General features: G+C 36.0%; 23 protein-coding genes, 3 tRNA genes, 1 rRNA gene and 2 pseudogenes. 11 read left to right on the top strand and 18 right to left on the bottom strand.

Going from position 1 to position 25,474, the window contains the following annotated elements:
• Positions 1 to 13 precede the first annotated feature (13 nt).
• The 6 genes from petA to OOK85_RS01200 form a co-directional block, all read right to left on the bottom strand.
• On the bottom strand, positions 14 to 613 hold the full coding sequence (gene petA, locus OOK85_RS01175) for a ubiquinol-cytochrome c reductase iron-sulfur subunit (protein WP_264703472.1): 600 nt from the start codon (positions 611 to 613) through the stop codon (positions 14 to 16).
• 92 nt (positions 614 to 705) lie between these two features.
• Positions 706 to 3,408, bottom strand: a complete 2,703-nt coding sequence (gyrA, locus tag OOK85_RS01180; RefSeq protein ID WP_264703474.1) for a DNA topoisomerase (ATP-hydrolyzing) subunit A — start codon at positions 3,406 to 3,408, stop codon at positions 706 to 708.
• Positions 3,409 to 3,460: 52 nt separating this feature from the next.
• Positions 3,461 to 3,533: transfer RNA gene (locus OOK85_RS01185), tRNA-Val, on the bottom strand.
• Positions 3,534 to 4,734: 1,201 nt separating this feature from the next.
• A complete protein-coding gene (locus OOK85_RS01190) occupies positions 4,735 to 5,610 on the bottom strand; it encodes a tetratricopeptide repeat protein (protein ID WP_264703476.1) in 876 nt (291 codons plus the stop codon).
• A gap of 164 nt (positions 5,611 to 5,774) precedes the next feature.
• Entirely contained in the window at positions 5,775 to 6,176 is a 402-nt protein-coding gene (locus OOK85_RS01195; RefSeq protein ID WP_319803672.1) for a DUF1284 domain-containing protein, read from the bottom strand.
• A complete protein-coding gene (locus tag OOK85_RS01200; protein WP_264703480.1) occupies positions 6,173 to 6,700 on the bottom strand; it encodes a biotin transporter BioY in 528 nt (175 codons plus the stop codon). Before OOK85_RS01200 ends, OOK85_RS01195 begins: the two co-directional genes overlap by 4 nt.
• Positions 6,701 to 6,785: 85 nt before the next feature.
• On the opposite strand from OOK85_RS01200, the gene OOK85_RS01205 reads away from it, so the two are divergent.
• Positions 6,786 to 7,373, top strand: a complete 588-nt coding sequence (locus tag OOK85_RS01205; RefSeq protein ID WP_264704116.1) for a nitroreductase family protein — start codon at positions 6,786 to 6,788, stop codon at positions 7,371 to 7,373.
• On the top strand, positions 7,351 to 8,142 hold the full coding sequence (gene dapF, locus OOK85_RS01210) for a diaminopimelate epimerase (RefSeq protein ID WP_264703482.1): 792 nt from the start codon (positions 7,351 to 7,353) through the stop codon (positions 8,140 to 8,142). Before OOK85_RS01205 ends, dapF begins: the two co-directional genes overlap by 23 nt.
• Before the next feature lie 8 nt (positions 8,143 to 8,150).
• On the opposite strand, the gene sucD is transcribed toward dapF, so the two are convergent.
• The 10 genes and pseudogenes from sucD to hemF all read right to left on the bottom strand — a co-directional run bounded on the left by sucD (position 8,151) and on the right by hemF (position 14,893).
• On the bottom strand, positions 8,151 to 9,026 hold the full coding sequence (sucD, locus tag OOK85_RS01215; RefSeq protein WP_264703484.1) for a succinate--CoA ligase subunit alpha: 876 nt from the start codon (positions 9,024 to 9,026) through the stop codon (positions 8,151 to 8,153).
• A gap of 3 nt (positions 9,027 to 9,029) precedes the next feature.
• Positions 9,030 to 10,181, bottom strand: coding sequence for an ADP-forming succinate--CoA ligase subunit beta (gene sucC, locus OOK85_RS01220; RefSeq protein WP_264703486.1), 1,152 nt, complete (start codon positions 10,179 to 10,181; stop codon positions 9,030 to 9,032).
• Between the two features lie 37 nt (positions 10,182 to 10,218).
• Positions 10,219 to 10,419, bottom strand: a complete 201-nt coding sequence (gene rpsU, locus OOK85_RS01225; RefSeq protein WP_006279819.1) for a 30S ribosomal protein S21 — start codon at positions 10,417 to 10,419, stop codon at positions 10,219 to 10,221.
• Between the two features lie 199 nt (positions 10,420 to 10,618).
• A tRNA-Pro gene (locus OOK85_RS01230) sits at positions 10,619 to 10,692 on the bottom strand.
• A 209-nt stretch (positions 10,693 to 10,901) separates the two neighbouring features.
• Positions 10,902 to 11,588, bottom strand: a complete 687-nt coding sequence (locus OOK85_RS01235; protein ID WP_264703488.1) for a 16S rRNA (uracil(1498)-N(3))-methyltransferase — start codon at positions 11,586 to 11,588, stop codon at positions 10,902 to 10,904.
• Positions 11,589 to 11,616: 28 nt separating this feature from the next.
• Positions 11,617 to 11,688: transfer RNA gene (locus tag OOK85_RS01240), tRNA-Glu, on the bottom strand.
• 68 nt (positions 11,689 to 11,756) lie between these two features.
• Positions 11,757 to 12,466: pseudogene (locus tag OOK85_RS07760) on the bottom strand (hypothetical protein); the annotation flags it as partial.
• 58 nt (positions 12,467 to 12,524) lie between these two features.
• A complete protein-coding gene (locus OOK85_RS01255; RefSeq protein WP_264702189.1) occupies positions 12,525 to 13,475 on the bottom strand; it encodes an IS481 family transposase in 951 nt (316 codons plus the stop codon).
• Positions 13,397 to 13,987 carry an ankyrin repeat domain-containing protein gene (locus OOK85_RS01260; RefSeq protein WP_264703494.1) on the bottom strand — a complete coding sequence of 197 codons (591 nt, stop codon included), beginning with the start codon at positions 13,985 to 13,987 and terminating at the stop codon, positions 13,397 to 13,399. Before OOK85_RS01260 ends, OOK85_RS01255 begins: the two co-directional genes overlap by 79 nt.
• Before the next feature lie 81 nt (positions 13,988 to 14,068).
• Positions 14,069 to 14,893 carry an oxygen-dependent coproporphyrinogen oxidase gene (gene hemF / locus OOK85_RS01265; RefSeq protein ID WP_264703496.1) on the bottom strand — a complete coding sequence of 275 codons (825 nt, stop codon included), beginning with the start codon at positions 14,891 to 14,893 and terminating at the stop codon, positions 14,069 to 14,071.
• A 160-nt stretch (positions 14,894 to 15,053) separates the two neighbouring features.
• On the opposite strand from hemF, the gene OOK85_RS01270 reads away from it, so the two are divergent.
• The 4 genes and pseudogenes from OOK85_RS01270 to OOK85_RS07960 form a co-directional block, all read left to right on the top strand.
• On the top strand, positions 15,054 to 17,534 hold the full coding sequence (locus OOK85_RS01270; protein ID WP_264703498.1) for an ATP-binding protein: 2,481 nt from the start codon (positions 15,054 to 15,056) through the stop codon (positions 17,532 to 17,534).
• 90 nt (positions 17,535 to 17,624) lie between these two features.
• Positions 17,625 to 18,467 carry a ParA family protein gene (locus OOK85_RS01275; protein WP_006280226.1) on the top strand — a complete coding sequence of 281 codons (843 nt, stop codon included), beginning with the start codon at positions 17,625 to 17,627 and terminating at the stop codon, positions 18,465 to 18,467.
• Complete coding sequence (locus OOK85_RS01280; RefSeq protein WP_264703502.1) at positions 18,464 to 19,315, top strand: ParB/RepB/Spo0J family partition protein; 852 nt, start codon at positions 18,464 to 18,466, stop codon at positions 19,313 to 19,315. The genes OOK85_RS01275 and OOK85_RS01280 overlap by 4 nt, the downstream gene beginning before the upstream one ends.
• Positions 19,316 to 19,550: 235 nt before the next feature.
• Positions 19,551 to 19,634 (top strand): annotated as a pseudogene (locus OOK85_RS07960) (WPE palindromic element domain-containing protein); the annotation flags it as partial.
• 20 nt (positions 19,635 to 19,654) lie between these two features.
• Here the strand turns inward: OOK85_RS07960 and OOK85_RS01290 are convergent.
• Entirely contained in the window at positions 19,655 to 20,407 is a 753-nt protein-coding gene (locus OOK85_RS01290; RefSeq protein WP_264702263.1) for an IS5 family transposase, read from the bottom strand.
• A gap of 66 nt (positions 20,408 to 20,473) precedes the next feature.
• Here OOK85_RS01290 and OOK85_RS01295 point away from each other — a divergent pair, with 66 nt between their 5' ends.
• Positions 20,474 to 20,638, top strand: a complete 165-nt coding sequence (locus OOK85_RS01295; protein WP_264703504.1) for a hypothetical protein — start codon at positions 20,474 to 20,476, stop codon at positions 20,636 to 20,638.
• A gap of 407 nt (positions 20,639 to 21,045) precedes the next feature.
• On the opposite strand, the gene OOK85_RS01300 is transcribed toward OOK85_RS01295, so the two are convergent.
• On the bottom strand, positions 21,046 to 21,660 hold the full coding sequence (locus OOK85_RS01300) for a hypothetical protein (RefSeq protein ID WP_264703506.1): 615 nt from the start codon (positions 21,658 to 21,660) through the stop codon (positions 21,046 to 21,048).
• A 153-nt stretch (positions 21,661 to 21,813) separates the two neighbouring features.
• On the opposite strand from OOK85_RS01300, the gene OOK85_RS01305 reads away from it, so the two are divergent.
• From OOK85_RS01305 to OOK85_RS01320, 4 genes are all read left to right on the top strand, one after another.
• Positions 21,814 to 23,318: ribosomal RNA gene (locus OOK85_RS01305) — 16S ribosomal RNA — on the top strand.
• Between the two features lie 100 nt (positions 23,319 to 23,418).
• Positions 23,419 to 23,796 (top strand): succinate dehydrogenase, cytochrome b556 subunit, encoded by a 378-nt coding sequence (gene sdhC, locus OOK85_RS01310; protein WP_264703508.1) that lies wholly within the window; start codon positions 23,419 to 23,421, stop codon positions 23,794 to 23,796.
• Positions 23,793 to 24,149 (top strand): succinate dehydrogenase, hydrophobic membrane anchor protein, encoded by a 357-nt coding sequence (gene sdhD, locus OOK85_RS01315; protein ID WP_264338925.1) that lies wholly within the window; start codon positions 23,793 to 23,795, stop codon positions 24,147 to 24,149. Before sdhC ends, sdhD begins: the two co-directional genes overlap by 4 nt.
• 76 nt (positions 24,150 to 24,225) lie before the next feature.
• On the top strand, positions 24,226 to 25,446 hold the full coding sequence (locus OOK85_RS01320; RefSeq protein ID WP_264703511.1) for a hypothetical protein: 1,221 nt from the start codon (positions 24,226 to 24,228) through the stop codon (positions 25,444 to 25,446).
• The last annotated feature ends 28 nt before the right edge of the window (positions 25,447 to 25,474 follow it).

Consider the following 25,474-nt stretch of genomic DNA (forward strand, 5'->3'; position numbering starts at 1 on the left):
TTATTTATATTCGTTAAGCCTTCTTGCCAATTACCACAACATTCTCACTGGGAAAAAAATAATCAGGTACAGTCATATTTTTTGGTGCAGGCCCCCCAATTACTCGGCCTGATGTGTCATAATATGAACCGTGGCAAGGACAGAACCAACCATTACCATCTCTTGTAGCGTGGTCAACCGGTACACACCCAAGATGTGTACATATTCCGATCATGATTAACCATTCATCTTTTCTTTCACGTACTCTTTGCTCATCTGATTCAGGGTCCCTCAAGTTCTTTACATTCACAGCTCTTGCAGTCTCAATTTCTTGCTTTGTGCGTCTACGAATGAATACTGGTTTACCTTGCCACTTTACTTTTACTCCGTGTCCTTCCTGAATTCCAGACAAATTCACCTCCACTGTGGAAGTTGCTAGAACTTCAGCAGAAGGATTCATAGACTTAACCAGTGGCCAAAGTCCACTTGCAGCTCCTATACCAGCCATAGCGCACGTAGTTAATGTTATAAAATCTCTCCTACCCTTATTTTTAGTAAGATCTTTAACAGGAGGTGTTTTTTTATCCTCTTTGTCTACCAGTGGTTTTTTATTTTTAGTTAATTTTTTGTCCATTGATCTTTACTTAGCCATAAGTATATATTTTAATTTAAATACTGCGTATTAATCAACAAAAACTTGCGCTTTTTGTTTAACCTATACTACGGTTAAGAAGCGATAGAGTTTTCAACTTCAAAAATACTATCTTCAGTGGAATCAGGATCTTCAATTTTCGCTACTGACACCACTTTTTCTCTACTTTCTGTTTTAAACAGAGTGACTCCTTGAGTGCTGCGTCCTGCAATTCTAATCTCATTGACCGAAATGCGAATTAACTTTCCTTTATCTGTAATAAGCATTATATTATCACCCTGCTCAACTGGAAAACTAGCAACAACATTACCGTTTCTGCTAGTAGTAAGAATATTGGTGATACCAACACCACCCCTGTTAGTTACTCTATACTCATACGCAGAAGTTCTTTTACCAAAGCCATTTTCAGTAATAGTTAATATAAACTCCTCATTCACTGCAAGTTTTAAGAATAATTCGTTATCTATTCCTAAATCATTCAAAGTCTTTTCCAATTTAGAATCAATGGAGTTATTAATTGCAGTCCCCAGTCTTTTTGCAAGTGGAACTTTTAAGTAAAGTTCTTTTGTTTCTGTTGCTACACCTATCCCATTTAATATGGTCATGGATATCACGCTGTCATTCTTTACAAGTTTGATACCTCTTACGCCATCTGAATTGCGACTCTTAAATTGACGCACATCACTTACAACAAATCTGATACTTTTTCCAAGCGTTGTTGAAAGTAAAACATGGTCAATTTCATTACATACCTTAACCGATACTAATTTGTCTCCTTCATCGAGCTTTATTGCTATTTTTCCATTGCTTGGAATATAGTGAAAGTCCGCTAAGGAGTTACGCCTTATGTTTCCATAGGCAGTAGCAAAAACTATGTTTTGATTTTCATCATTTTCACTTGGTAACGGCATGATATTAGTTATAGTTTCACCATCGCTAAGCGGAAATATGTTAACAAGCGCTCTTCCACGTGCAGTTGGTTCTGCAAGAGGCAACTTATAAACCTTTAATCTATAGACTCGGCCAATATTAGAAAAGAATAAGAGGCTAGTGTGGGTATTCCCAACAAACAATTTTGTGGTTACATCCTCTTCTTTTAATCCTTGTCCTAGCTTTCCTTTTCCACCACGACGCTGAGTTCTATAATGAGAAAGCTTCACACGCTTGATATAACCATTCATAGTTACGGTTATCACCATATCCTCTTGTGGAATTAGATCTTCAGCTTCAATGTCCGTATCTGATTCCTCTATTGCAGTCTTTCGTGGTACGGCAAATCTGTTCTTTATTTCTTGTAAATTGTTTTTTATTTCTTTCATCAACTTCTCTTCTGAGCCAAGAAAAGCGATATATTCTTTTATCAGGTTGATCATTGAACTTAGCTCAGCTTCTAATTTGTCTTTTTCAAGGCCTGTTAAACGCTGCAGTTTCATATCAAGGATAGCCTTAATTTGTAGCTCAGTTAATCTATACACTCCATCTTTCAAAAAGCTTGCGCTATCTGAAATCAACTCAATAATAGTGTTGATTTCATTCGAAGTTTTCCATTCTTTATTTAAAAGTTCTCTACTTGCTTCCGCAGGATCTTTTGCACCGCGGATGATTTTTATCACTTCATCTATGCTGAGGACCGCAATGTAGAGCCCTATATATATATGAGCTTTTTCTCTCGTTTTTCTTAGACGAAATTCTGTTCTCCTGATTAACACTTCTTTTCTAAAATCAATAAAGGCCTCTATGATTTCTTTCAATGACATCAAAGCAGGCCTGTTGTTATTGAGCACTAAAGTGTTAACACTAAAACTACTTCTTAGTGGAGTTAGCCCCAATATTTGATTAAGTATAAAACTTGCTTCAGCATTTCTTTTGAGGTCAATTACTACTCTAATACCAGACTTATCGGACTCATCCCTAATTTCTGTTATACCATCAATTCTTTTTTCTTTTACAAGCTCACCTATCTTCTCAATTAATTTTACTTTATTTACCTGGTAAGGTATTTCATCAATCACTATTGCTTGCCTATCTTGTGGCAGATCTTCTATATGAGTCTTGCCTTGCACAACAATTGATCCACGACCAGTTGCAAATGCTGATCTTATTCCAGACCTTCCAAGAATTGTTCCCCCAGTTGGAAAATCCGGCCCTGGCATCACTTCAAGTAACTCATCCAAAGTAACTTCAGGATTATTTACATATAATATACAAGCATCTATTATTTCTCCAAGATTATGAGAAGGAATATTGGTTGCCATACCAACTGCAACACCACTTGCACCGTTTACCAATAGATTCGGAAACTCTGCAGGCAGCACAACTGGTTCTGTTTCATTTCCATCGTAGTTTGGCCTAAAATTAACTGTATCTTCATCAATATCATTCAGTAAAAAGTGCGACACTTTTTGAAGTCTTGCTTCTGTGTATCGCATTGAAGCTGGTGGATCTCCATCTATCGAACCAAAGTTACCTTGCCCATCAATAAGTGGTAAAAGAAGAGAAAAATCTTGAGCCATCCTGACCAAGGAATCGTAAATAGCTGCATCACCATGTGGGTGATATTTCCCCATTACGTCCCCAACTATACGAGCCGCTTTTTTATATGGCTTACCGGCATCGAATCCAGCTCTTGACATTGCATATAATATGCGCCTATGAACAGGTTTAAATCCATCCCGCACGTCAGGTATAGCCCGGCTTATGATAACGCTCATTGCGTAGGAAAGATAAGAATCTTCCAGCTCTTTTACTATTGAGATTGGTACTATATTATCCTGCATTTTCTATACTTTAATTGAAGTAATTAATAATACTAACATTCAGTTAAGCAAATGGGCAATGACAGACTTGAACTGCCGACCTCCTCGGTGTAAACGAGATGCTCTACCAGCTGAGCTAATTGCCCTTTTAGATCTAATTCTATAGCTCAATATTATTATTGTAAACAAAAATAGCAATAAATTGTATCCGTTCAGCAGAGTGGCAAAATAGGTAGACAAGGTGATCTAAAAAGATAATCATAGAGTAAATATGAGGTAAGTCCTTACAATAAATGGTGTCATCCAAGTAGCCGACACTGGGATCCAGAAAAAAGAATGGTGTCATTCCAGTGCTTGACACTGGAATCCAGCTTTTTCATAATCATTAAAACGTTGTATTTTAACATAAAACAGCTATTTTTATGCTCGCCAACTTAATAAAATTCCTGGATCCCAGTGTCAAGCACTGGGATGACACCCTACTGATGGGCCAAAATCACAATGTTCGTACAGTTGGTGCGACCCGAAAGTCGTGATTTTGTGATGGTTAAATTCCATCTTCCCTAGACATCGGGGATAATGTATGTCTCACATTTTAGAGAGTGGCAACCTCTAGGATGCAAGCATGAGATAAAAGCAGGTAACACTAAACCTTATAGTGAATCCCTGCAAACAGAGTTAGATATGGTTACGAGAGGAACCAATGCCTGAATTGTCGTAACGAACGATATGCGAAATAAGGTTGGTTAACGCATAGACCAAAAGGTACGGAGAAAGTGGATAATTAGAACTTGACTGGTCTGATTAAGATGTTTCCCATCTCCCGGCAAAAAGTTGGAACCTAAGTCTAACATGAAACAATTTCATGGAACGGAGTAACATTATAGATGCTCTTATTCTTTAAGCAGGGAGCCACCCGTATGCACCTATAATGAGGGATTGTCTAAGAAGCCAAGGCCTAAAATAATGTTTAGGATATGCTGACGTGGACACTGTAATTTGGAAGGTAAAGTTGTGAGTAGTGGTTAATATGTTATGAGCCAACATTAAGTGTTAGGTATGAATGAATACGACTTCTCTAGTAATATAGAGAATGCTGTATTTAAGCTATAAAAACAAATTTACCAAGCTTTGAAATGTTAATTACATGGAGAAGTATGTATGACAAACACCAAGTTAGAGAGAAGCCGGATGTGGTGAAAGTCACAAGTCCGGTTTTGAAGTCGAGTGGGGAGAGGTGACTTTCTCCACTTAGATAACTGTGTCACACACTTTGCTTCAATATTTGCACATTAGCCACTCCCTTGAACAGATACGATAAATTAGATTTAGGTAAGCTATAAGCTTTTATGAAATCTTTGGGTGCGTGCTGTGAAGTTTTATAAATTTTAGTCTTGCTGTCACTTTGTATAAAGGTATTTTTTCACTCACATCTTTCGAAGTTGTAGCCATGTTTAACAACTTTAAGTAGAATATTGTAGCATTTTGAAAATCTGAAAGTTTATCTAGAATAACAGCTAGATTATAGGTATAAAAAATATTGTTTTCATCAAGAGAAATAGCAGTTGTCATATACTCTTTACCTTTTACATAATCCTCCTTTTTCATATAAATCAGACCTAAATTTGCTAATAAAGGAGCATAATTTTTATGTATATCATACAATTTTAACATTTCACTCAACGCCAGATCAGGATCATATTGTGAGATTATTGTCAGAAAATTTTTTAATATGTAAGGGTTACTAGGGTATTCTTTTAACAGTTTTGTGTAAATCTCTACAGCTTTTTTGTATTCTTTATTAGCGTAATAAATATTCCCTAGTCCAATCAAAGCATTTTTATGATAAGGAAACTTTGCGATAATCTGATTAAGGAGAGAAATAGCTGTTTCATTATCTCCTAACTCAAAGGAATCTTTTGCTTTTTTTAAAGTAGAGTATATATCAAAACTCTTGCCAGAATTCTGCGAAATTTTGATATTAAATTTGTCACTTTTTCTCTCAATAACATCAAGATCTTTATATTTTTTATCAGCTTTTATATGCTTGACAACACTATCAAAGGCCTTCTGTATCTCCAAATTTTCACTAGCATAGGTAACAGAAGACCTCCATAAAATCACAACGCAAATTAACATGCAGATAAACATAGATCCTAGTGTTGTGGCATTGGCCGCAGCGTGTAACCAGTAAACCTTATTTCTTTGAGCTATGCGTAACACATTACAAATTCATAAATGCTAAATTACCTATCTCATACAATAATAAAGATATTATTAATTAGCGGGACGAACATGCTGTGTAGCTTTTCAGAATGCACTTATCTTTTGTCTTCCATATTTCGCTTTATTTCCACAAAAATGCTTCAATTTATCTTAACATTTTGTCAACTACCTTTGTAGGCATGACAATTTAAAAGGGCATCTTTACATATTCCATATGGCTGCCAGTTGCACCCCTCACATGCGTAATCAAATTTCTTTAAAGACATTTTCTCCCTAATCTTTTCTACCGCTTCACTCCAGGTCAAAGTCTCGCCAATTTTAATTCCTAAAATTTCCATATGCCTTCTATCTAGCTCTAAAACTTTAGCTTGTTTGGTGCATTTACCTTGTTTAGTCTGGTTTGGGCAAGCACTACAAATACTATCAAGGTTACCAACTACTTCGATTTGAGTACTAACCACTTTACTTGCTATCTTCCTATAATTTTCTACAAAACCCTGAGAATACCCATATCCCCGAAACGCGAGGGTGCACATAAAATGATGAGGGCGAAATTTTATCATTTTTTCAAATATTGCAAAGCTGCTACAAGTAGAAAAATTTTTATCAAACCAGGAAGGATAAATGGTAAAACACCCACCATTATTGCTTGTTCTAGACCCAAGTAAACAGCAAGCCAACTAACACCACAAATAAAGATTATAACTGTACCAGCCAGACAACTTAAAGAATTACATACAAATGATTTATACTTAGAGTTCAGTAATTCATTTACTTTGCTCATTACCATAACAGCAGCTAAACAGCCAATTAAATATCCACCTGTTGGTCCAAGGAGAGCGTGATAACCACCAGAAAAATTTGCAAGAACAGGCAATCCTGCTGCACCAAGTGATAGATATGTAAGCACAGAATAGAATGCTGTTCTGCGGTTAAATTTAAGCCCAATAAGCATTACTCCTAAAGTTTGCAATGTGATAGGCACAGGCTGCAATGGTATACTTATTTGAGCCATCAAGAATAAAAGTAAAACGCAAGACAATATTTCAGCCAGTGTTGATCTGCTGCTAGATTGTGTTATAAACATACCTTCCCAATAAAAATAACTTATTAAATGTAATATATGTGTATGAGAGGTTTTGCAATTTAAATTTTGCTTATATTGTGCTACAATGAATTATTTATGCACTATTAAATTAAAAATGATGAGTAAACAAGATCTATTATCGTTGATGAAAGCAAGACACAGCGGACGTTCATACGATCCTACAAGAGCAATATCTCAGGAAGACATGGATATTTTAATGGAAGCTGTAAGGCTGACTCCCTCATGTTTTGGTGATGAACCCTGGAGATACGTAATATGCAACAAACAGAACAATCAAAGCGCATGGGAAAAGCTGCTAAATTGCCTTGATGAATCTAATCAAAAATGGGCAAAAGATGCACAAATACTAATTATATCTCTAAGCGCTAAGAATTTCCGTAAATCTGACAAAGGTGAAAATTTTTGGGCTAATCACGATACTGGTGCAGCAAATTATGCACTTATGCTACAGGCTGCAGCTATGAACTTAATGGCTCATCAAATGGGTGGATTTGATAGAGATAAAATAGTAGAAAGATTCAACATATCCGATGATTTTAATGTAATGTCAGTGATAGCGGTTGGTTACGAAGAAGAGGGCGCTGAAACAAGTAAGAAAAAAAGGAGACCAATAGAAGAAATATTTTTTTATGATAAGTGGCCAAGGTCCTGAAAATTTTATCAAAATGCACGGCACTGGTAACAACTTCGTTATCATAGACTCACGTTCAACAAACAATTTAGACTGGAACCATAGACAAATTGCTGATCAAAGCAGTTGTGATCAAGTGATAATTATAACAATGTCTAATGCTGCAGACTGTTTTATGCATATCTATAATGCTGATGGCAGTCGAGCTGAAATGTGCGGAAACGCAGCACGCTGTGTTGGATATTTGATAATGTCAGAAAAAGGTACTGAGTATATCACTATTGAGCTGGTAAACAAACGCATTTTAGAGTGTTTTAAAGTGGGTGATAAATCCATAAAGGTTAACATGGGCAAACCTTTGCTAAAATGGCATGAAATTCCCTTGTCTACTGAGTGTGACACTTTTCACTTACCTATAGAGCTTGAAATGCTAAAAGATCCTGTTGCAGTAAATATTGGTAATCCTCACATAGTTTTTTTTGTTGATAACGTAAATGAAATACCATTGCAAAGTTTAGGATCAAAGTTGGAAAGTCACGTATTATTTCCTCAGAAAATTAATATTAGTATTGCACAAGTTGAAAAGTCTGGAGAAATAGCTTTAAGAGTTTGGGAAAGAGGTACAGGCATTACTGCATCATGCGGTAGTGCAGCCTGTGCAGCACTTGTTACATCCACACTACGTGGATATCTGACTGTCCAACAGACTTCAGTAAATTTACCAGGAGGGAAGTTATTAATCGAATGGGCAAATAACGTATTCATGACCGGTGATATAGGGTTTTTGTGACCCTAATTCTAGTGATGCATTACTTCCAATACCTTCTTACCAATTACTACAAGGGTTTCAGCAATTGCAATCCCGGCACTCCGCATAACTTCTAGTTTTGCACCAGCACTTCCACTGCTGGAAGAGATGATTGCTCCAGCGTGTCCCATACGTCTTCCTGGAGGTGCCGTTTGGCCTGCTACAAAACCAACGATTGGCTTTTTAGTTTTTTCTGTTTTCACAAAATGTGATACATCTTCTTCTTCGTTTCCACCTATTTCACCAATAACTACAATACCATGAGTATCGTCATCTTTTAAAAAGAGCTCCATACAGTCAACAAATGTCATACCATGAACTGGATCCCCCCCAATTCCGATACATGTGGATTGACCAAGACCAACAGCAGTTGTTTGTGCTACTGCTTCGTAAGTTAAAGTTCCAGAGCGAGACATAATTCCTATGTGTCCACGCTTATGGATATGGCCAGGCATAATTCCTATTTTGCACTCTTCAGGCATAATAATTCCCGGGCAGTTGGGACCAACCAATCGACTTTTTGAATCAACAAGCGCGCGCTTAACTTTCACCATATCAAGTATAGGAATGCCCTCTGTAATACAAACTATCAATTCTATTTTTGCATCTATTGCTTCAACTATTGCAGCAGCAGCAAATTTAGCAGGTACATATATTACCGTGGCATTCGCATCAGTTTTTTCTCTAGCTTCTGCTACAGTATTAAAAACCGGTAAATTAAGGTGAGTGCTACCACCCTTTCCAGGAGTTACACCGCCAACCATTTTCGTCCCGTAGTCAATAGCTTGCTCTGAATGAAACGTACCTTGTGCACCAGTAAAACCCTGGCATATTAATCTTGTATCTTTATTTACTAAAACGGACATGCTTTATTTCACCTCTTTTACTATCTTTTGCGCAGCTTCATCTAGCTCATCTGCAGCAATAATATTTAATCCTGACTCTTCTAAGATTTTTTTTCCTTCTTCAAAATTAGTACCTGATAATCTAACCACTAGAGGAACTTTAATGCTCATTTCTTTTGCAGCCGCAACAATTCCACTTGCGATAATATCGCAACGCATTATACCACCAAATATGTTAACCAAAATTCCTCTTACGTTGCTATCAGACAATATGATTTTAAATGCTTCAGTTACAGTTTCTTTACTCGCTCCACCACCAACATCCAAAAAGTTAGCAGGCTCTGCTCCGTAGTATTTTATTATATCCATTGTTGCCATAGCAAGACCTGCACCGTTTACCATGCAACCAATACTGCCATCCATTTTGATGTAACTGAGCCCATACTTTGAAGCCTCTATCTCTTCTTTCACTTCTTCATCATAATCACGAAGTTCCATAATTTCTGGGTGACGATATAAAGCATTGTCATCGAAATTAATTTTCGCATCGAGCGCAATAAAATCTCCAGAGTTTGTTTCAACCAGTGGATTAATTTCAATTTGGCTCGCATCAGTTGCAATAAACGCATCATATATATTTTTTGCAACATTTGTTATTTTTTCTATTTGTTCTGGACTCAAATCAAAACTGCTGCTTAACTTGCTGCTATCAAAACTTGTAGCAGAATCAATATCAAATTTCACAATTTTTGCAGGAGAATTTTTTGCCACTTCTTCGATGTCCATTCCACCTTCTGAGGAAAATATGAATATTGGCCTACTGAGCTTCGGGTCGATTACCAGGCTTAAATAATACTCTTTCTTAATGCTTGAGCCTTCTTCAACGTACACTTTTCTTACTTGCTGCCCGCTTGGCCCTGTTTGATGAGTAACTAAAGTCATACCAATCATGTCCTTTACAAACTGTTGAGCTTCTTCAACTGACTTTGCTAGCTTTACGCCACCGGCTTTACCCCTACCACCTGCATGAATTTGAGCTTTAACTACAAACACGTCAGATTTTAATTGACTTACTTGAGTCTTTACTTCTTCCGCAGATGTAGCAACAAAACCTTTTGGCACTGGGACATTAAATTTATGCAACACTTCTTTCGCTTGATATTCGTGAATATTCATAAAATAACCAATGATAAACTATTAACTTGAGTATAAACTACCAACCATAACGCTGCCTTCTGCACTCTTGTTGGTACCTCTTTTTTTTAGCTTCAGCTTTCTTTTTAGCTCTTTTTTCTGATTTTTTTTCATGATATTGTTTTTTCATTTTCAACCCTCTTCCTTCCTTTTGAATTGTTTTTTTCAATACTGGAAGAGCTCTGTCTACATCACCATAATGGACTGATACTTCTATCAAACTCTATACCTCCTTCGGTAATCATTTCAAAATCTATTTATAAATTAGAAAATTAACATTGTCAATTATTTTATAAACTTGAGCGTTAAAATGTAATATGCCATAATTTACATGGTGAATAATGTCATTCCAGTGTCAGCTACTTGCTTACTGATGGAGATTGCTCTTATGTTACAGCGTTCTTACAATTATACTAACATCGGGGCGGAGAGATTTGAACTCCCGACCCTTTGGTCCCAAACCAAATGCGCTACCAGGCTGCGCTACGCCCCGACTTCTTTACTCAGAGTATCAATAACTCAGGCAAAATGCAAGATTCATTTGTTTACTTTAGAAAAAATATAATATGAGATTTAATATTATCTTAGAATATGTTTTTTATTAGCTCCTCTTTAACAACAGACTGCTTCGTAGAAAGTCTACAGGGTTTTTGTGCGCGCAACACTGAACCAGATTTCTTTATCTTAGCCATATTTAAAAATCTAGCTACACCAATTGGTGAAAGTTAGTGCAGCAACCACAGCGGTATCGACCCTTAAAATTCTTTTTCCTAGACTCAATTTTTGACAAAACTTATCGGCAAGATCAAGTTCATAAGATGAAAAACCACCTTCAGGGCCAACAATAATAGCAACATTTTTTTTGCCTTTCAGCACTTTGTCAGCTTTACCTGTTTCATCACATAAAACAAAATTTTTACTCTGGGAATCAGGTAACTCACAAAAGTTAATAGGAGGCAAAATCTCTGGTATACTCATCCTACCGGATTGTTTCGCTGCTTCGATTGCTTGTAATTTTGCTCTACTTAGGTTAATGTTTTTTACCACTGTACGTTCCGTTGAAATAAATTGAATGCAGGTTATTCCCATTTCAGTTGCCTGTCTTACTATGTTGTTCAAAGCAGCACTTTTTACCATGGCACAATACAGGTATAAATTTTCCTCATGTTGCTGTTGTTTAGTGCATTCTTTGAGTGTAACTTCTGTCAATTTACGCGATATATTAACTACTTCTCCTAACCATTCTCCATCTTTTCCATTAAAAAGAGAGAGATTATCATACTTCTTAAGCCGCATTACATTGCAAATATAGTGACTTTGTTGTGGATTAAGTGCTAAACTCACGCCTTGTGATAAAGCTTCTTCAACATAAAGCCTAATTTTTCCCATTTAAAACTTTAATTATATTCTATTTGAGTGACTCTTACGGGATTTGAACCCGTGTTACCACCGTGAAAGGGTGGTGTCCTAACCACTAGACGAAAGAGTCAACTTGAATCTAACTAGGTTATATCGATTACATATATAAAGTCAATTCAATTATTTTGAATCACATAGTTAGAGGGATATATCAGTAATCTTATATCGATAGCCTCCTATTACTCCATGCTCAATACTCACTGAACCTATCTCAGATTTAGGAGCTAATTCTAATTGTTGTTCAACTTTTGTATCGGAATCATAGCCAGAATCGTAGCCAGAATCTCTACGCTCATATTTCTGCCTTATTTCTTCTACACTAAAGCCAGCCTTGGTCTTAATTTTTTGATCATTAGTCTGTTGCTGACTTATCGACTTATTAGTACTTAGCTCATTTAGCTTCACTTGCCAATCATTCACTTTATCTTGCACTAACCCATGGCAAGTTCCAGAATTAGCTTTTATGTCTTTTGCTTTTCTTTCTGCTCTTTTCTTGGACAAATCTACCCTAGCATAAATAGGTTCTGACGACTGTTCTGGCTCTTTCTGTTTTAGGCTAGTAGGCTTTTTTTGTTCTGAAAGATCATCTATAGTGCAATAAAATAAATAGGTTCTTCTGATATACTCAAATAACCACTATCTTCCAATGATAAATTTTCAGTGGATTTTTTATGTGAATCATATATTTCAGCATAAATAGATTCTTCTGATACACTCAAATAACCATTCTCCCCTAATGAGTTACTAACCTTAGCATCATACACCTCAGCGTAAATTGGCTCTTTTGAAGGCAAAGCATCATAATTAGTGCTCTTTGGCTTATACTCAAAAGTTCTAGGAGGTTTTTGAGGTGGTATTACATTGTTGTTCACCTCAGCGTACATAGTTGGCTCATATTCAGAGGTTCTAGGTGTATGGTCCCAGAGTGTGATGGTGTGGATTTAGTATAAATAATTCTGGAGACTGTGTCCACTGATAACATATAAATTCATAAGGAGTAAGACCCTTAAGAGTTTTGAGTCTCTTTGCATAATTATAAGCCATAACAAAGTTATAAAGGTGTTCTTTAAGTTGCTGGTGCGATTGATAGTAATACTTCTTAACTGTAGCATCCTTTAAAGTTTTATTCATACGCTCGACTTGCCCATTCGTCCAAGGATGGCTAACTTTTGTCAAACGATGTTCAATAACATTCTCTTCGCAAACTCTATCAAATATATGTTGGAAAGCATACTTATGACGCTTCTGGTTTGTAAATTGTATACCGTTATCTGTCAAAATAGTATGGATTTTATACGGTAAAATTCTAATCAAATTACGTAAGAACTCAGCAGCTATGGGTTTTGTAGCACTGTTACGCAACTCAACATAGGTAAATTTGGATGTCCTATCAATAGCAACAAACAAATGTAATTTGCCCTCCTCAGTTCTAACTTCAGCAATATCAATATGAAAGTAACCGATAGGATATTGTTTGAATTTCTTTTTTGACTTAACTTCTCCATCAACAGTTGGTAATCTGCTAATGTTGTGTCTTTGTAAACAACGATGCAAGCTAGAGCGAGTCAAATGCGGAATTGTAGACTGCAGAGCGTAAAGGCAATCATCTAGTGGCAGTAGTGTATACTTGCGAAATGTAACTATTATAGCTTCCTCTTCTAGCGTTAAAACAGTCGATCTTGGACGCTTTGGACCCATATCAGCATCTTTCGTAAATGAACGTTTTCTCCACTTAATAATAGTTTTTGGATTAAGGTTATAATGCTTGGAGAGTTTTGCTATGCTCTCTTTTCTATTTTGTATTGCTCTACGAATCGTCTGTGTTGTTTTGGCGCACCCATGTAATATTTGTCCCATAACTCCTCCTTTGATGGTATTTTTTTCTCATATTTTATCATACCATCACACTCTGGGACTGTACACCTAGGAGGTTTTTGTTGTATAGCTTCAACATTCAAATCATCTGTAGAATAATACTCTGCGCCTTTTCCTAGTAAAAAGGAAACTATGGGGTGAAGAATTATCTCTGCTGGTAAGTTTTTCTCACTATCCAATTTTAGATTTTTTGATTCTGCTAAATTCTCAATAACACGAATTATAACATTCTTTCCATTCTCATCTATTGAGTGGATATCAGCTCCACGATTAATCAGCAATTCCATTATTTTGTGATCTGTAGCACGTCCTAAAGCCTGATTTAAAGCTTGATTATTATTTATATCAAATGATCCTGTATTCTTGAAAGACATAGTTTTTGAAAAGAATTTTCTAAAACTATTTAGTGTATCGTAAAGACTTAGAGCAAATTTAACATTTTTTATGTTATTGTTTTTGACAGATTTAATTAAAAAATTATCTATTATGCCCATGATTATACCCCCTATATAAAAGCTCACTACCATGGTACAATTTTAAACTATGATGATTTATTTTCTACTAATAGCAGCTCTCTATAACCACTTAACAAGTGGTGGCATTGACATCATAATTGCATCTGGATTGCCGTCAGTCATTAAACCAAACCTTGTGCCACGATCGTATAACAGGTTGAATTCTACATATCTGCCACGTTTTATTAATTGATTTTCTCGTTGTTCTTTTGTCCAAGATTTTTGTATATGTTTACGTATGATGTGCAAATAAATTTCCAAAAAAGCTTCACCTACTGCTTTTGTGAACTCAAAATCATTTTCCCAGTTGCCAGAACTCAGATTATCATAGAAAATACCACCAATACCACGCGGCTCTTTTCTGTGTTGTAAGAAAAAATAGTTGTCACATTGCTCTTTAAATTTTGGATAATATCTGGTGTCAAATCTATCACATGTCATTTTGATTGATTCATGAATATACTTGCAATCTTCTTCATTTTTATATATTGGCGTAAAATCCATTCCTCCACCAAACCATTGTTTTGAAGTATATATCAGCCTTGTGTTCATATGTGCTGCAGGGATAAGGGGCGATTGCATATGAGACACTAAAGATATACCGCTTGCCCAAAACTCTCCGTTACTTTCACTTGCACCAGGAATCTCATTAATGGCTGAATCTGCAAATTTTCCGTGTACTTTTGAAACGTTTACTCCAACTTTTTCAAAAACATTACCAAAAATAATTGTAGATTCACCACCTCCACCACCTGGGCGATCCCACTTTCTCTTTTCGATCTTTGGCTCTGCGGATGATTGTTTTTCAATTAATAAGAAAGATTCTATAATCTTATCTCTTAGTGCACAGAACCATTTAAATGCTTGTGTTTTTTGTTTTTCCATAATATCCTCTTGCTAGCTTATTAACATTGTTATATCTGATATTTAAGGAACTTAATTAGATTTGGATGATAATTATCTATCAAAGACGTTAATAAATCTATAATAATTAAATCAATATAATAGAACATTTTCGTATGTACAACAATGCCAAGTAACAATAATGAATAAGAGATACATAGATAACAAAAAAGAGAACAGGGTTGACTTCATACTAAGAAATTATGGAATGTCAATTGTTGTGATGGCAGTTATTATGCTCTTACCTCCAGTAGCAATATCGATACTCTACTTTTTTGATATATATAGTCAGCATATTAATATAGAGATTAATTTATTAGTTAGCATTCTAACAACTCTCTTTATGATGTATAATGTAAAACGCTACAGATACCTACTTAATACTATAGAATTTCAAAATGCAATATTTGCAAATGCACTAAATCATAATACAGAATTTTGCCTTATTTTACATAAAGATGAGGGTGTTATTTATGCTGATGCAAGGTTCTACGAAAGGTTTAAAGATCATATAGATGATGACATTACGTTAGGCAAGATTCTTGAAATAGGAGATGTTTCAGAAGCAGACAAAAAAGTACTCTATCATGCACTAAAAAATAACTCTTCTGTACAGGTATGCATTTCCTTAAACAAGAAGAATAGAGTATCTAACTTTCTTTTGCTCTTTGAGCCGATACCAGATAATCCCCAAATTGCTATAAATAGTAATAAGATTTTAAATTTATCATTAGTGCCAATAGCAAGGCCAGATGGGTATTTTGTATTAAAAGCAACACAGATAAACAAGGAGCAGATATATGAAGAGTTAATAGAAAAACACAGCATAGGAACTTACATTGCAAATGCCAAAGGGGTGATTTTATCTGTAAATAAAAGATTTTTAGACATATTTGAACTAAAAAAACTGGAAAAAGGTAGCTCAATCAGTGATTTTATATCTCAATCTAAATATAACAATACAACAACCGATAATGAAATTTTGTTTTTTACTATAAGTGGTATTCCATTCAAGGCTTATATGAGCACTGCTATATTTTGTGATAAATACAACCATAGCTATATATATGGCTTTATAACACCAACCGAATCAAATATTGTTGATTATCAATTACACCCTTGTTTTGCAAATTCATCAATTGCTATTGCACAATGTGACATAAACGGCAACTTTGTAAAGAAAAATACGGCACTAATAAAGCTTGCAGGGTCAGATAATAATTCAATCTTTACGTTGATATTGGATAGTTATCATGTGAAAATACGTGAATATTTTTCGAGTAATAGAATAAATAATGCGTCTTTTGATGTACAGCTCAACGGCGGTAATAACATAAAAATATATTTCAATAAGTTTCTTCATAATAAAATGATCTTCATACTTTGTTATTTTATTGACAATACTGAACACAAAAACCTAGAGATAAAGCTTGAGCATTATCAAAAGATGCAAGCTATAGGGCAGTTAGCAGGTGGTATTGCGCATGATTTCAACAATATATTGACTGGGATAATAGGATTTTGCGATTTGCTTTTACTCCAGCATTCAGCTGGTGATCCATCTTTTGGAGATATAATACAGATACAGCAAAATGCAAAGCGTGGATCAAATTTAGTAAGACAATTGCTTGCTTTTTCAAGAAGACAGACCTTGCAGCCAAAAATTATTGATGTAAATAGAACTATAGCTAATCTTTATGAAATGATAAAAAGATTAATAGGTGAAAATATAAAATTTAACATTTATTATGGTAGAGACTTGGGTGCTGTTAGGGCTGATCAAGGGCAATTAGAGCAAGTTATACTTAACTTAGCAGTCAATGCTAGTGCTGCTATGGAAAAGGGCGGGGAATTAACTATACGAACCTTTAATCAAAAGATTGACTCATTAAATTCTACATCTCAGGATATGTTTTCTCCAGACAAGGAAACGATCGAACATGGAAATTATGTTGTGATTGAAGTAATTGATACTGGATGTGGAATGACAAGTGATACAATTGGAAAGGTATTTGACCCATTTTTTTCTACCAAAGATATTACCTCTGGTACAGGTCTTGGCCTCTCTACTGTATATGGCATTATTAAACAAACTGAAGGATACATCTATGTTGCTAGCAAAGTAAATCATGGAACTAAATTTAGCATATTTTTGCCCATGGTTTACATATCAGATGAAAATCTGAGAGAGGAAGATAGTGAAGAAATAGAAAGATCGGTAGTAAGTGAAATTAAAGGTAATGGTATAATTTTATTGATTGAAGATGAAGATTCAGTAAGGGAATTCATTGCTAAAGCACTAAAAAGGAAAGGATTTGATGTAATAGAAGCAAGCATAGGCGGCGAGGCGCTAGAAATAATCAGTAAAAAAAGTCAACACATAGATCTTATAATCACTGATGTAATCATGCCAGAGGTGAGCGGCCCAGAAATAGTTAAAGAAGCATTGATCCATAGGCCAAATATCAACGTTATTTTTATTTCTGGGTATGCAGAAGATGCTTTTTTAAAGAGTGATGACATCAATATAGAAGATTTTCACTTTTTGCCAAAACCATTCACTCTGAATGAATTAGGAAACAAGGTTCAAAGTGTGTTACACAAAGCAAAAAAGACAGTCTAATTTTAGTGTGGTTAACAACAAAAAAGTTTTCTAATGCAAAAGTTTCTTGCATATATACAATAGAATTATTTTATACATAAGATAAAAGGCGTGAGCAAGATTATTGCAATAGTAAATCAAAAGGGTGGAGTTGGCAAAACCACAACTAGTATAAATTTATCGACAGCCTTTGCTGCTGTGGGAAAAAGCACTTTATTGGTAGATCTTGATCCTCAAGGAAATGCTAGCACCGGGCTCGGGATTTCTTATCGTAGTAGGGAAGAAAAAAATATATACAAAATACTACTAAGCAGCGAAAATAAATTGATAGAATCGGCAATTTTCAATATAAAGGAAATTCCAAATTTATCACTAATTTCGTCAGTAGTTGATTTATCAGCTGCAGAAATTGAATTATCGCAACTTGAGCGAGGAAAATTTGTGCTAAAAAGCGCATTAGAGAAGATACGCGATAATTATGAGTATATAATCATCGATTGCCCTCCATCACTTGGGCTTCTAACCATAAATGCTTTGACTGCTGCTAATTCTATTATTGTCCCTCTTCAGTGTGAATTTTTTGCTTTGGAGGGATTAAGCCATTTAGTTAAAACTGTAGAGCTGATAAAAAGAAATAACCTAAACCCTTTTTTGGCAATAGAAGGGATAGTGTTAACAATGTATGACAGGCGCAACAAACTCAGTGAACAGATTAAAAACGATATTTGCCAGTATTTAAATGATAAAGTATACAAAACTATCATCCCATTGTATGAGACTGTTATTCCACGTAACGTACGGTTATCAGAAGCGCCTTCTCATGGAAAACCCGCTATTGTGTATGATCTTAAGTGTCCTGGTGCACAAGCATATATAAGTTTGGCAAGGGAAATTTTAAAAAAGCACGCGAGCAGTTGTAAGGAGAAGAAACTAGTAAGCGAGGGCGTAGTATGAAGGATGATAGACGCCTCGGCAGAGGTCTTGCCGGCCTCATAGGCGATAATTATGATAATAAAGAAGATCGACAAGAGCATTTGCCTATTTCATTACTGCACCCAAGCAAATTTCAACCGAGGAAACATTTTGACGAGGAGTCATTAAGAGAACTTGCAAATTCGATAAAGAAAAGTGGCATTATACAGCCTATCGTGGTACGCAAAGATTCAAATGATGATGGTTATGAAATAATAGCTGGAGAACGTCGTTGGCGAGCAAGCAAGATTGCAAATCTTGATAGTGCACCGGTTATCATAAAAGATCTGAGCGACAAGGAATGCTTGGAAGTATCCATTATTGAAAACATACAAAGGCAAGATATTAATCCAATAGAGGAAGGTGAAGCTTACAGAAAACTGATAGATGAGTTTTTCTATACACATGAGGAATTAGCTTCAGCTATAGGCAAAAGCCGCAGCCACATAACCAATATGATTCGGATGTTGTTGCTCCCTGATAGGGTGAAAACAATGATCAATGAGAAAAAATTGTCTATGGGTCATGCAAGAGCGTTGATTAATGTTGAAAATGCGGAAAGTATTGCAGAAAAAATAGTTTCTCAGGGCTTAAGCGTTAGACAAACTGAAAAACTGATAAAGGACCTACATCAAAACAACAATCAAAAAGAGCAGAGATATACTAGAAATCAAGATATGACAGTAATAGAAGGCGCTATATCTTCTCAACTTGGTTTAAAGATCAAAATTAATGACAACAATTCTAAGGGTAAAGTTATGATACGGTATGATAATCCAAATGAATTGGATTTGATATTGAAAATTTTGAATAGGAAATTTGAGGCATAGCTAGTAGTTGGCTAGCAAAGCAACAAACCAATATCAACTTTTGGTGTCATGAAAGTAGCTGACACTGGAATCCAGGAATTTTATTAAGTTGGTAAGCATAAAAGTATAACTTCTACGTCATACCGCCGCGGTATCCGCTAACAAGCAGCGGGATGACGATTGTCAGGGTAGCTGTCATCCCAGTGCCCTGACTACTTGGATCCAGGAAAAAGAATGGTGTCATCCCAGTGCGTGACACTGGGATCCAGAAGACTTAATTTCAACCAAGTGGCTGCATAATAAAGGCTGGATTCCAGTGTCACGCACTGGGATGACACCCTAGGCTCTGTGGACAAAATTTTAGAGAAGCCATACAAGAGCTCCAACAAAATTGAGAAAACCCATAAAAACCTCAGCAGTTTTATCAAATCTGGAAAAAATGCGCCTAAAATTTTTAATTTTACCAAAAAAACACTCAATCAAATGACGTTCTTTGTAGATATGCTCATCGTAATACCTTTGCACTTTTCGATTCCGTTTTGGCGGAATAACTACTGTACATCCCTTGTCTTCAAGACTTGTAACAAAGGCATTGCTATCGTAGCCCTTGTCAGCTACTACAGTAGAGTTATAGATACTTTCGGTCAACACTTGTGCCTGCGTAATTTCATTTCTTTGACCAGGAGTCAGAGTAAATTTAAGTGGATTTCCAAGTGCATCGACAAGCGCATGTATTTTAGTTGTAAAGCCACCTTTGCTCCTCCCTAAAGCTTCTTGATCCTTGGAGTTTTTTGTATATCCAGATGAACATGGATGGGCTCGGATGATCGTACCGTCGATTATAGCAACTTCTAAATCAGGCTCTTGTTTAGTATATTCAAGCAATTTTTTCCAGACATCTCTTTCACACCATCTTTTAAATCGCTTATGTATACTCCTGTAATTACCATAAGTTTTTGGTAAAAGTCTCCATTGGCAACCACTTCGCACTATGTACCACACTGCCTCTATGAATATTCTTAAACGTTTTTCATTTTTGCTGTGCATTCCTTTTACGCTTTTTATGAACTCTAAAATTTGTTTCCAATTTTCCTCTTTGATGTAATATTGCATATGGTAGTTTCTCCATTTTTTACCTATTAGGCTAAACTACCATCTTTTTCTCTCTTTTCATATTTTTTGTCCACAGAGCCTAGTAGAAATCGTTTTTGTAATTGCAACATTCGTGCAATCTTTAGCCATAAATATTTAAAAAATTTACCAAATGAAAAAAAAGGCAAAAGAAACCCCGTGGTGGTTGGCTATTTACCATGTACTAAAATATCGGCGTTTTTTTTATTCTAAAATGCTTGATTAAGAGCGATTTAGCTGCTTTTAACTTGCAACTAACCTACACTGCAAGTATTTAAGAAATTTACTAAGCAGGAAAAAAGGCAAAGAAACCCCGTAGTAGCTAGCATTCAAATTCTCCCTTGTCAATTTGACGTTTTTTGCTGTCTTAAACGCTTTGTAAGCGCGTTTCGGCTTATATAGGTAAAAACCCAGAAATTTTTAAAGACATGCGATGCATGTAGTGCGAAAAATTAAACATGAGACGCCAAATACCCTAAGTTTTTTGTCATTAACCTGCACAGATTGCGAAGATAAATAAATAGCTTCAGTTTTATGATAAGGGAGCTGGCGAGGCTTGTCAAGGAAGTTTTTCGTTTCATCCAATGCGCTGCCAAAAGCTATGCAAAAAGTCCAATGAGTTAACTCCCATATATCCTGAGTAATTCTTGTGCATTAGCTTTGATTAGGATAGGGCATTTTCTATCATTTAATAGGGAACGCAATATTTCAGTTGCACCCTTAACGTCGTTATTGTGTATCTTTACTATAGCGATGGCTTCTTGGCTTGAATAAGGGTATACTGTGCTTGATTCTAAATTATCAATTTTGTCTTTATTTATTTTTTCACCGTTGGAGTGAAGTAAGCTCATTACTTCTAAATATTGTGCTAACTCACGCAAAACACCAGGAGCATCTTTATCATCTGCCAAATCATTATAAATAGATGCTGTGTCTGTTGGCATTGAATCTGAGATATGATTGAATGCGCGTTCAAAATTTGCTAAATACTCCCAATTTGAATCTATTTCTTTTAGCAGCGGCTTATTATCTTTTTTTAAGAATAATACTTCGTAAAACTTGTCACCTGCAGTTATAGATTGTTTTGTGTTATCAATGTTGCGCAATAAGTATAATGTGATGCCAACTAACATTGGTGCGAGTGCAAGCAGAAAGATGTATTTTTTCATGGTAATATTCCAAATAGTTATATATTTATACATTAATGCTTTTGATTTGCAAAAACATATTGACATAGTAATTATATCACATAATAATATCCTTAAAGTTGTTTGAATAGTTGGAGATTAAAATATTTCTAAAGTAGAAATAAAGACAGCAGTATTAAGCTAAATTATTTTTTGTCGGATTTATCCGATGTACCCTCAACCTTTTATAGGTTGAAGTCTAAATTTGAGAGTTTGATCCTGGCTCAGAATGAACGCTGGCGGCAGGCCTAACACATGCAAGTCGAACGGAGTTATATTGTAGCTTGCTATGGTATAACTTAGTGGCAGACGGGTGAGTAATGTATAGGAATCTACCTAGTAGTACGGAATAATTGTTGGAAACGGCAACTAATACCGTATACGCCCTACGGGGGAAAAATTTATTGCTATTAGATGAGCCTATATTAGATTAGCTAGTTGGTGGAGTAATAGCCTACCAAGGCAATGATCTATAGCTGATCTGAGAGGATGATCAGCCACACTGGAACTGAGATACGGTCCAGACTCCTACGGGAGGCAGCAGTGGGGAATATTGGACAATGGGCGAAAGCCTGATCCAGCCATGCCGCATGAGTGAAGAAGGCCTTTGGGTTGTAAAGCTCTTTTAGTGAGGAAGATAATGACGGTACTCACAGAAGAAGTCCTGGCTAACTCCGTGCCAGCAGCCGCGGTAATACGGAGAGGGCTAGCGTTATTCGGAATTATTGGGCGTAAAGGGCGCGTAGGCGGATTAGTAAGTTAAAAGTGAAATCCCAAGGCTCAACCTTGGAATTGCTTTTAAAACTGCTAATCTAGAGATTGAAAGAGGATAGAGGAATTCCTAGTGTAGAGGTGAAATTCGTAAATATTAGGAGGAACACCAGTGGCGAAGGCGTCTATCTGGTTCAAATCTGACGCTGAGGCGCGAAGGCGTGGGGAGCAAACAGGATTAGATACCCTGGTAGTCCACGCTGTAAACGATGAATGTTAAATATGGGAAGTTTTACTTTCTGTATTACAGCTAACGCGTTAAACATTCCGCCTGGGGACTACGGTCGCAAGATTAAAACTCAAAGGAATTGACGGGGACCCGCACAAGCGGTGGAGCATGTGGTTTAATTCGATGCAACGCGAAAAACCTTACCACTCCTTGACATGGAAATTATACCTATTCGAAGGGATAGGGTCGGTTCGGCCGGGTTTCACACAGGTGTTGCATGGCTGTCGTCAGCTCGTGTCGTGAGATGTTGGGTTAAGTCCCGCAACGAGCGCAACCCTCATCCTTAGTTACCATCAGGTAATGCTGGGGACTTTAAGGAAACTGCCAGTGATAAACTGGAGGAAGGTGGGGATGATGTCAAGTCATCATGGCCCTTATGGAGTGGGCTACACACGTGCTACAATGGTGGCTACAATGGGCTGCAAAGTCGCGAGGCTAAGCCAATCCCTTAAAAGCCATCTCAGTTCGGATTGTACTCTGCAACTCGAGTGCATGAAGTTGGAATCGCTAGTAATCGTGGATCAGCACGCCACGGTGAATATGTTCTCGGGTCTTGTACACACTGCCCGTCACGCCATGGGAATTGGTTTCACTCGAAGCTAACGACCTAACCGCAAGGAGGGAGTTATTTAAAGTGGGATCGGTGACTGGGGTGAAGTCGTAACAAGGTAGCAGTAGGGGAATCTGCAGCTGGATTACCTCCTTAGGCTTTGCGCATAACTTACCATTTTTTATGATGGTGTTGTTATGTGCTATACTGCTGTCTTTACTTCTACTTTATTTTAATTTCCCGATAACGGAATTTTATGAGTGATAGACCTCTTTCTCCACATTTACAAATATATAAAGTACAAGTTACTAGTTTTTTCTCTATTATGTACAGATTGACTGGTATCTTGCTATTCCTTTTATTAATGATACTTTCTTGGTATTTTATATTACATGTTTACTTTCCTGAGTTACTTATAGTAAGGTACTTAAATGCATTATTATTCACTCCTGTTGCTAAATTAGCTTATGTCTTATGTTTTATAAGTTTTGTATATCATTTTCTTAATGGTATTCGTCATTTATTGTGGGATGCTGGGCTTAATTTAGAAATCACTGGCGTTTCAAGGAGTGCTATACTGCTGACAGTAACGCTACTTCTTTCTACTATGGCTTTTTTATTTATGTTTATATGAGTCAGTCTGGAAATTCAGTACATCATTGGTGGGTTCAGCGTGTTTCTGCAGTGATTTTGCTGCTTCTATTTCCTTGGTTCATCTATTCATTTTCTTGCGCATTTTATACTGATAGCTCTTTGTCTTTTAGTGAAAAATTTATTAATCACCCTTTAGAGCTTTTATTTTTTGTTGTATTGTTGTTTTGCATTTTTTGGCACGCAGTTCTTGGAATGCAGGTAGTATGCGAAGATTATATACACAGCGTATCTCTAAGGATTTTTACAATTACATGCATAAAGTACTTATCAAGCATTACTTATATAGTCCTTGCTTTTACAATCTTTATCTTCTACAGGCATATTTTCTTGTAAAATCACCGGTTCTGTGTTAACATATTATTAACATACTCATTTTATTATTAAGTTATAGTGATTCTGGTTTAACAATATGCTTGCAAGTCTTACGCTAGGAGTAAGGAGCCTATTTACTTCATCTGAGCCTAGCACAACTTATGTAAAAGACCTTAGAAAGGTAATGACATATAAAGATGGAAGAAAATGCAAATATCCAGAGAATTACGATCAGATTAAAAAGTCTGGAAAAATTATAGAAGGTGAGAATAGTAAGGGTGAGACTATATATAAACTTTTATATGGCGAGGAAGACAAAGATGGAAGACAACCAAGTTTTGATTTAGCTCCTGTTGAAAGCACTGGAAGTAAAGAGAAAAGTGTAAAATTTCACTACTTCACTATTAACTTTTTAGTTGACCCAGATAAAGATGCACGCGAGTTTCGCAGTAGCAATCGTAGTTATTATAGTAAATATTATAAACCATTTGGGTTTTCAAAAATCGATCTTGAGAAACATATTCCAATTTTTGAAGTTGATACTCAGTCACTTGAATTAACTCATTCTCGTGTGCTTGCTAAAAAAGGTTCTTCTCTCAACAATAAAGGTGAGGTTGACGAGAAAGATATAGATGAAAAAGGAAGAAATGGAAAATTATTGTACACTAGTGATTATAAGAAGCTAAGCACCCATTTTTCAGAAATTAGAGATCAGAATGGTAATCTAGAGCTAGATAAAAGTCTTATATCTGTTCCTATCGTTTTTGCTACAAGTTTAGCTAAAGTTTGTACTAAATTGTTGACTTCTCTTCCTATAAAGTTAGGGGAGCATTTAGTAAGCAAACAAAACCCAATTGCAAAGTCTTTTGGTTATCTTTTATTCACTCCTGAAATGGCAGTAAAAAATTTAGTGAATATGGGAGCTACTATACTTAAGGCTCCAATTTTATTGTTTGTAGCAAATGAGAAAAAATATGGTGATGCTTACTTAACTATGTGGAAACACCAATTGGCAGGGTATTGGGAAGAAATAAAAAGTGACTTTAGTGTTATTAAAGGTGAAGAAAGGCTAAAGCCGGAGCAAAAGGATCAAAAGCTACTAGTGGGCACATGGGATGAGCTTAACGCTAGAAGGCCAAAGAAACAAGGGAATGATAAAGAAGTTAGCAAGAGTAATGAAATACTAAAGAGTCCTGAGAAAGAACAAAATAAGGGTAATGAAATATTAAGTGATAAAAGAAAAGGTCATGTTGAGGAATTACAAAATAGAAGAAATTCACAGCAAGGGCAAGGCGCTACACATGATCACTCTCATTAGCAATTACTTTAAATCAACATTTACTTTC

It is taken from the genome of Wolbachia endosymbiont (group A) of Volucella inflata (assembly GCF_947250665.1).
GTDB classification, from domain to species: Bacteria; Pseudomonadota; Alphaproteobacteria; order Rickettsiales; family Anaplasmataceae; genus Wolbachia; species Wolbachia pipientis.

Bases quoted from the DNA above. Each gene is read 5' to 3' on its own strand.
- sucC (WP_264703486.1), bottom strand. From the start codon at position 10,181: ATGAATATTCACGAATATCAAGCGAAAGAAGTGTTGCATAAATTTAAT.
- sucD (WP_264703484.1), bottom strand. From the start codon at position 9,026: ATGTCCGTTTTAGTAAATAAAGATACAAGATTAATATGCCAGGGTTTT.
- OOK85_RS01255 (WP_264702189.1), bottom strand. From the start codon at position 13,475: ATGGGACAAATATTACATGGGTGCGCCAAAACAACACAGACGATTCGT.
- OOK85_RS01300 (WP_264703506.1), bottom strand. From the start codon at position 21,660: ATGTCAATATGTTTTTGCAAATCAAAAGCATTAATGTATAAATATATA.
- sdhD (WP_264338925.1), top strand. From the start codon at position 23,793: ATGAGTCAGTCTGGAAATTCAGTACATCATTGGTGGGTTCAGCGTGTT.
- OOK85_RS01320 (WP_264703511.1), top strand. From the start codon at position 24,226: ATGCTTGCAAGTCTTACGCTAGGAGTAAGGAGCCTATTTACTTCATCT.
- sdhC (WP_264703508.1), top strand. From the start codon at position 23,419: ATGAGTGATAGACCTCTTTCTCCACATTTACAAATATATAAAGTACAA.
- OOK85_RS01235 (WP_264703488.1), bottom strand. From the start codon at position 11,588: ATGGGAAAAATTAGGCTTTATGTTGAAGAAGCTTTATCACAAGGCGTG.
- OOK85_RS01290 (WP_264702263.1), bottom strand. From the start codon at position 20,407: ATGCAATATTACATCAAAGAGGAAAATTGGAAACAAATTTTAGAGTTC.
- OOK85_RS01260 (WP_264703494.1), bottom strand. From the start codon at position 13,987: ATGGGCATAATAGATAATTTTTTAATTAAATCTGTCAAAAACAATAAC.
- OOK85_RS01200 (WP_264703480.1), bottom strand. From the start codon at position 6,700: ATGTTTATAACACAATCTAGCAGCAGATCAACACTGGCTGAAATATTG.
- OOK85_RS01205 (WP_264704116.1), top strand. From the start codon at position 6,786: ATGAATTATTTATGCACTATTAAATTAAAAATGATGAGTAAACAAGAT.
- hemF (WP_264703496.1), bottom strand. From the start codon at position 14,893: ATGGAAAAACAAAAAACACAAGCATTTAAATGGTTCTGTGCACTAAGA.
- OOK85_RS01280 (WP_264703502.1), top strand. From the start codon at position 18,464: ATGAAGGATGATAGACGCCTCGGCAGAGGTCTTGCCGGCCTCATAGGC.
- OOK85_RS01195 (WP_319803672.1), bottom strand. From the start codon at position 6,176: ATGATAAAATTTCGCCCTCATCATTTTATGTGCACCCTCGCGTTTCGG.
- OOK85_RS01270 (WP_264703498.1), top strand. From the start codon at position 15,054: ATGAATAAGAGATACATAGATAACAAAAAAGAGAACAGGGTTGACTTC.
- dapF (WP_264703482.1), top strand. From the start codon at position 7,351: ATGATAAGTGGCCAAGGTCCTGAAAATTTTATCAAAATGCACGGCACT.
- gyrA (WP_264703474.1), bottom strand. From the start codon at position 3,408: ATGCAGGATAATATAGTACCAATCTCAATAGTAAAAGAGCTGGAAGAT.
- petA (WP_264703472.1), bottom strand. From the start codon at position 613: ATGGACAAAAAATTAACTAAAAATAAAAAACCACTGGTAGACAAAGAG.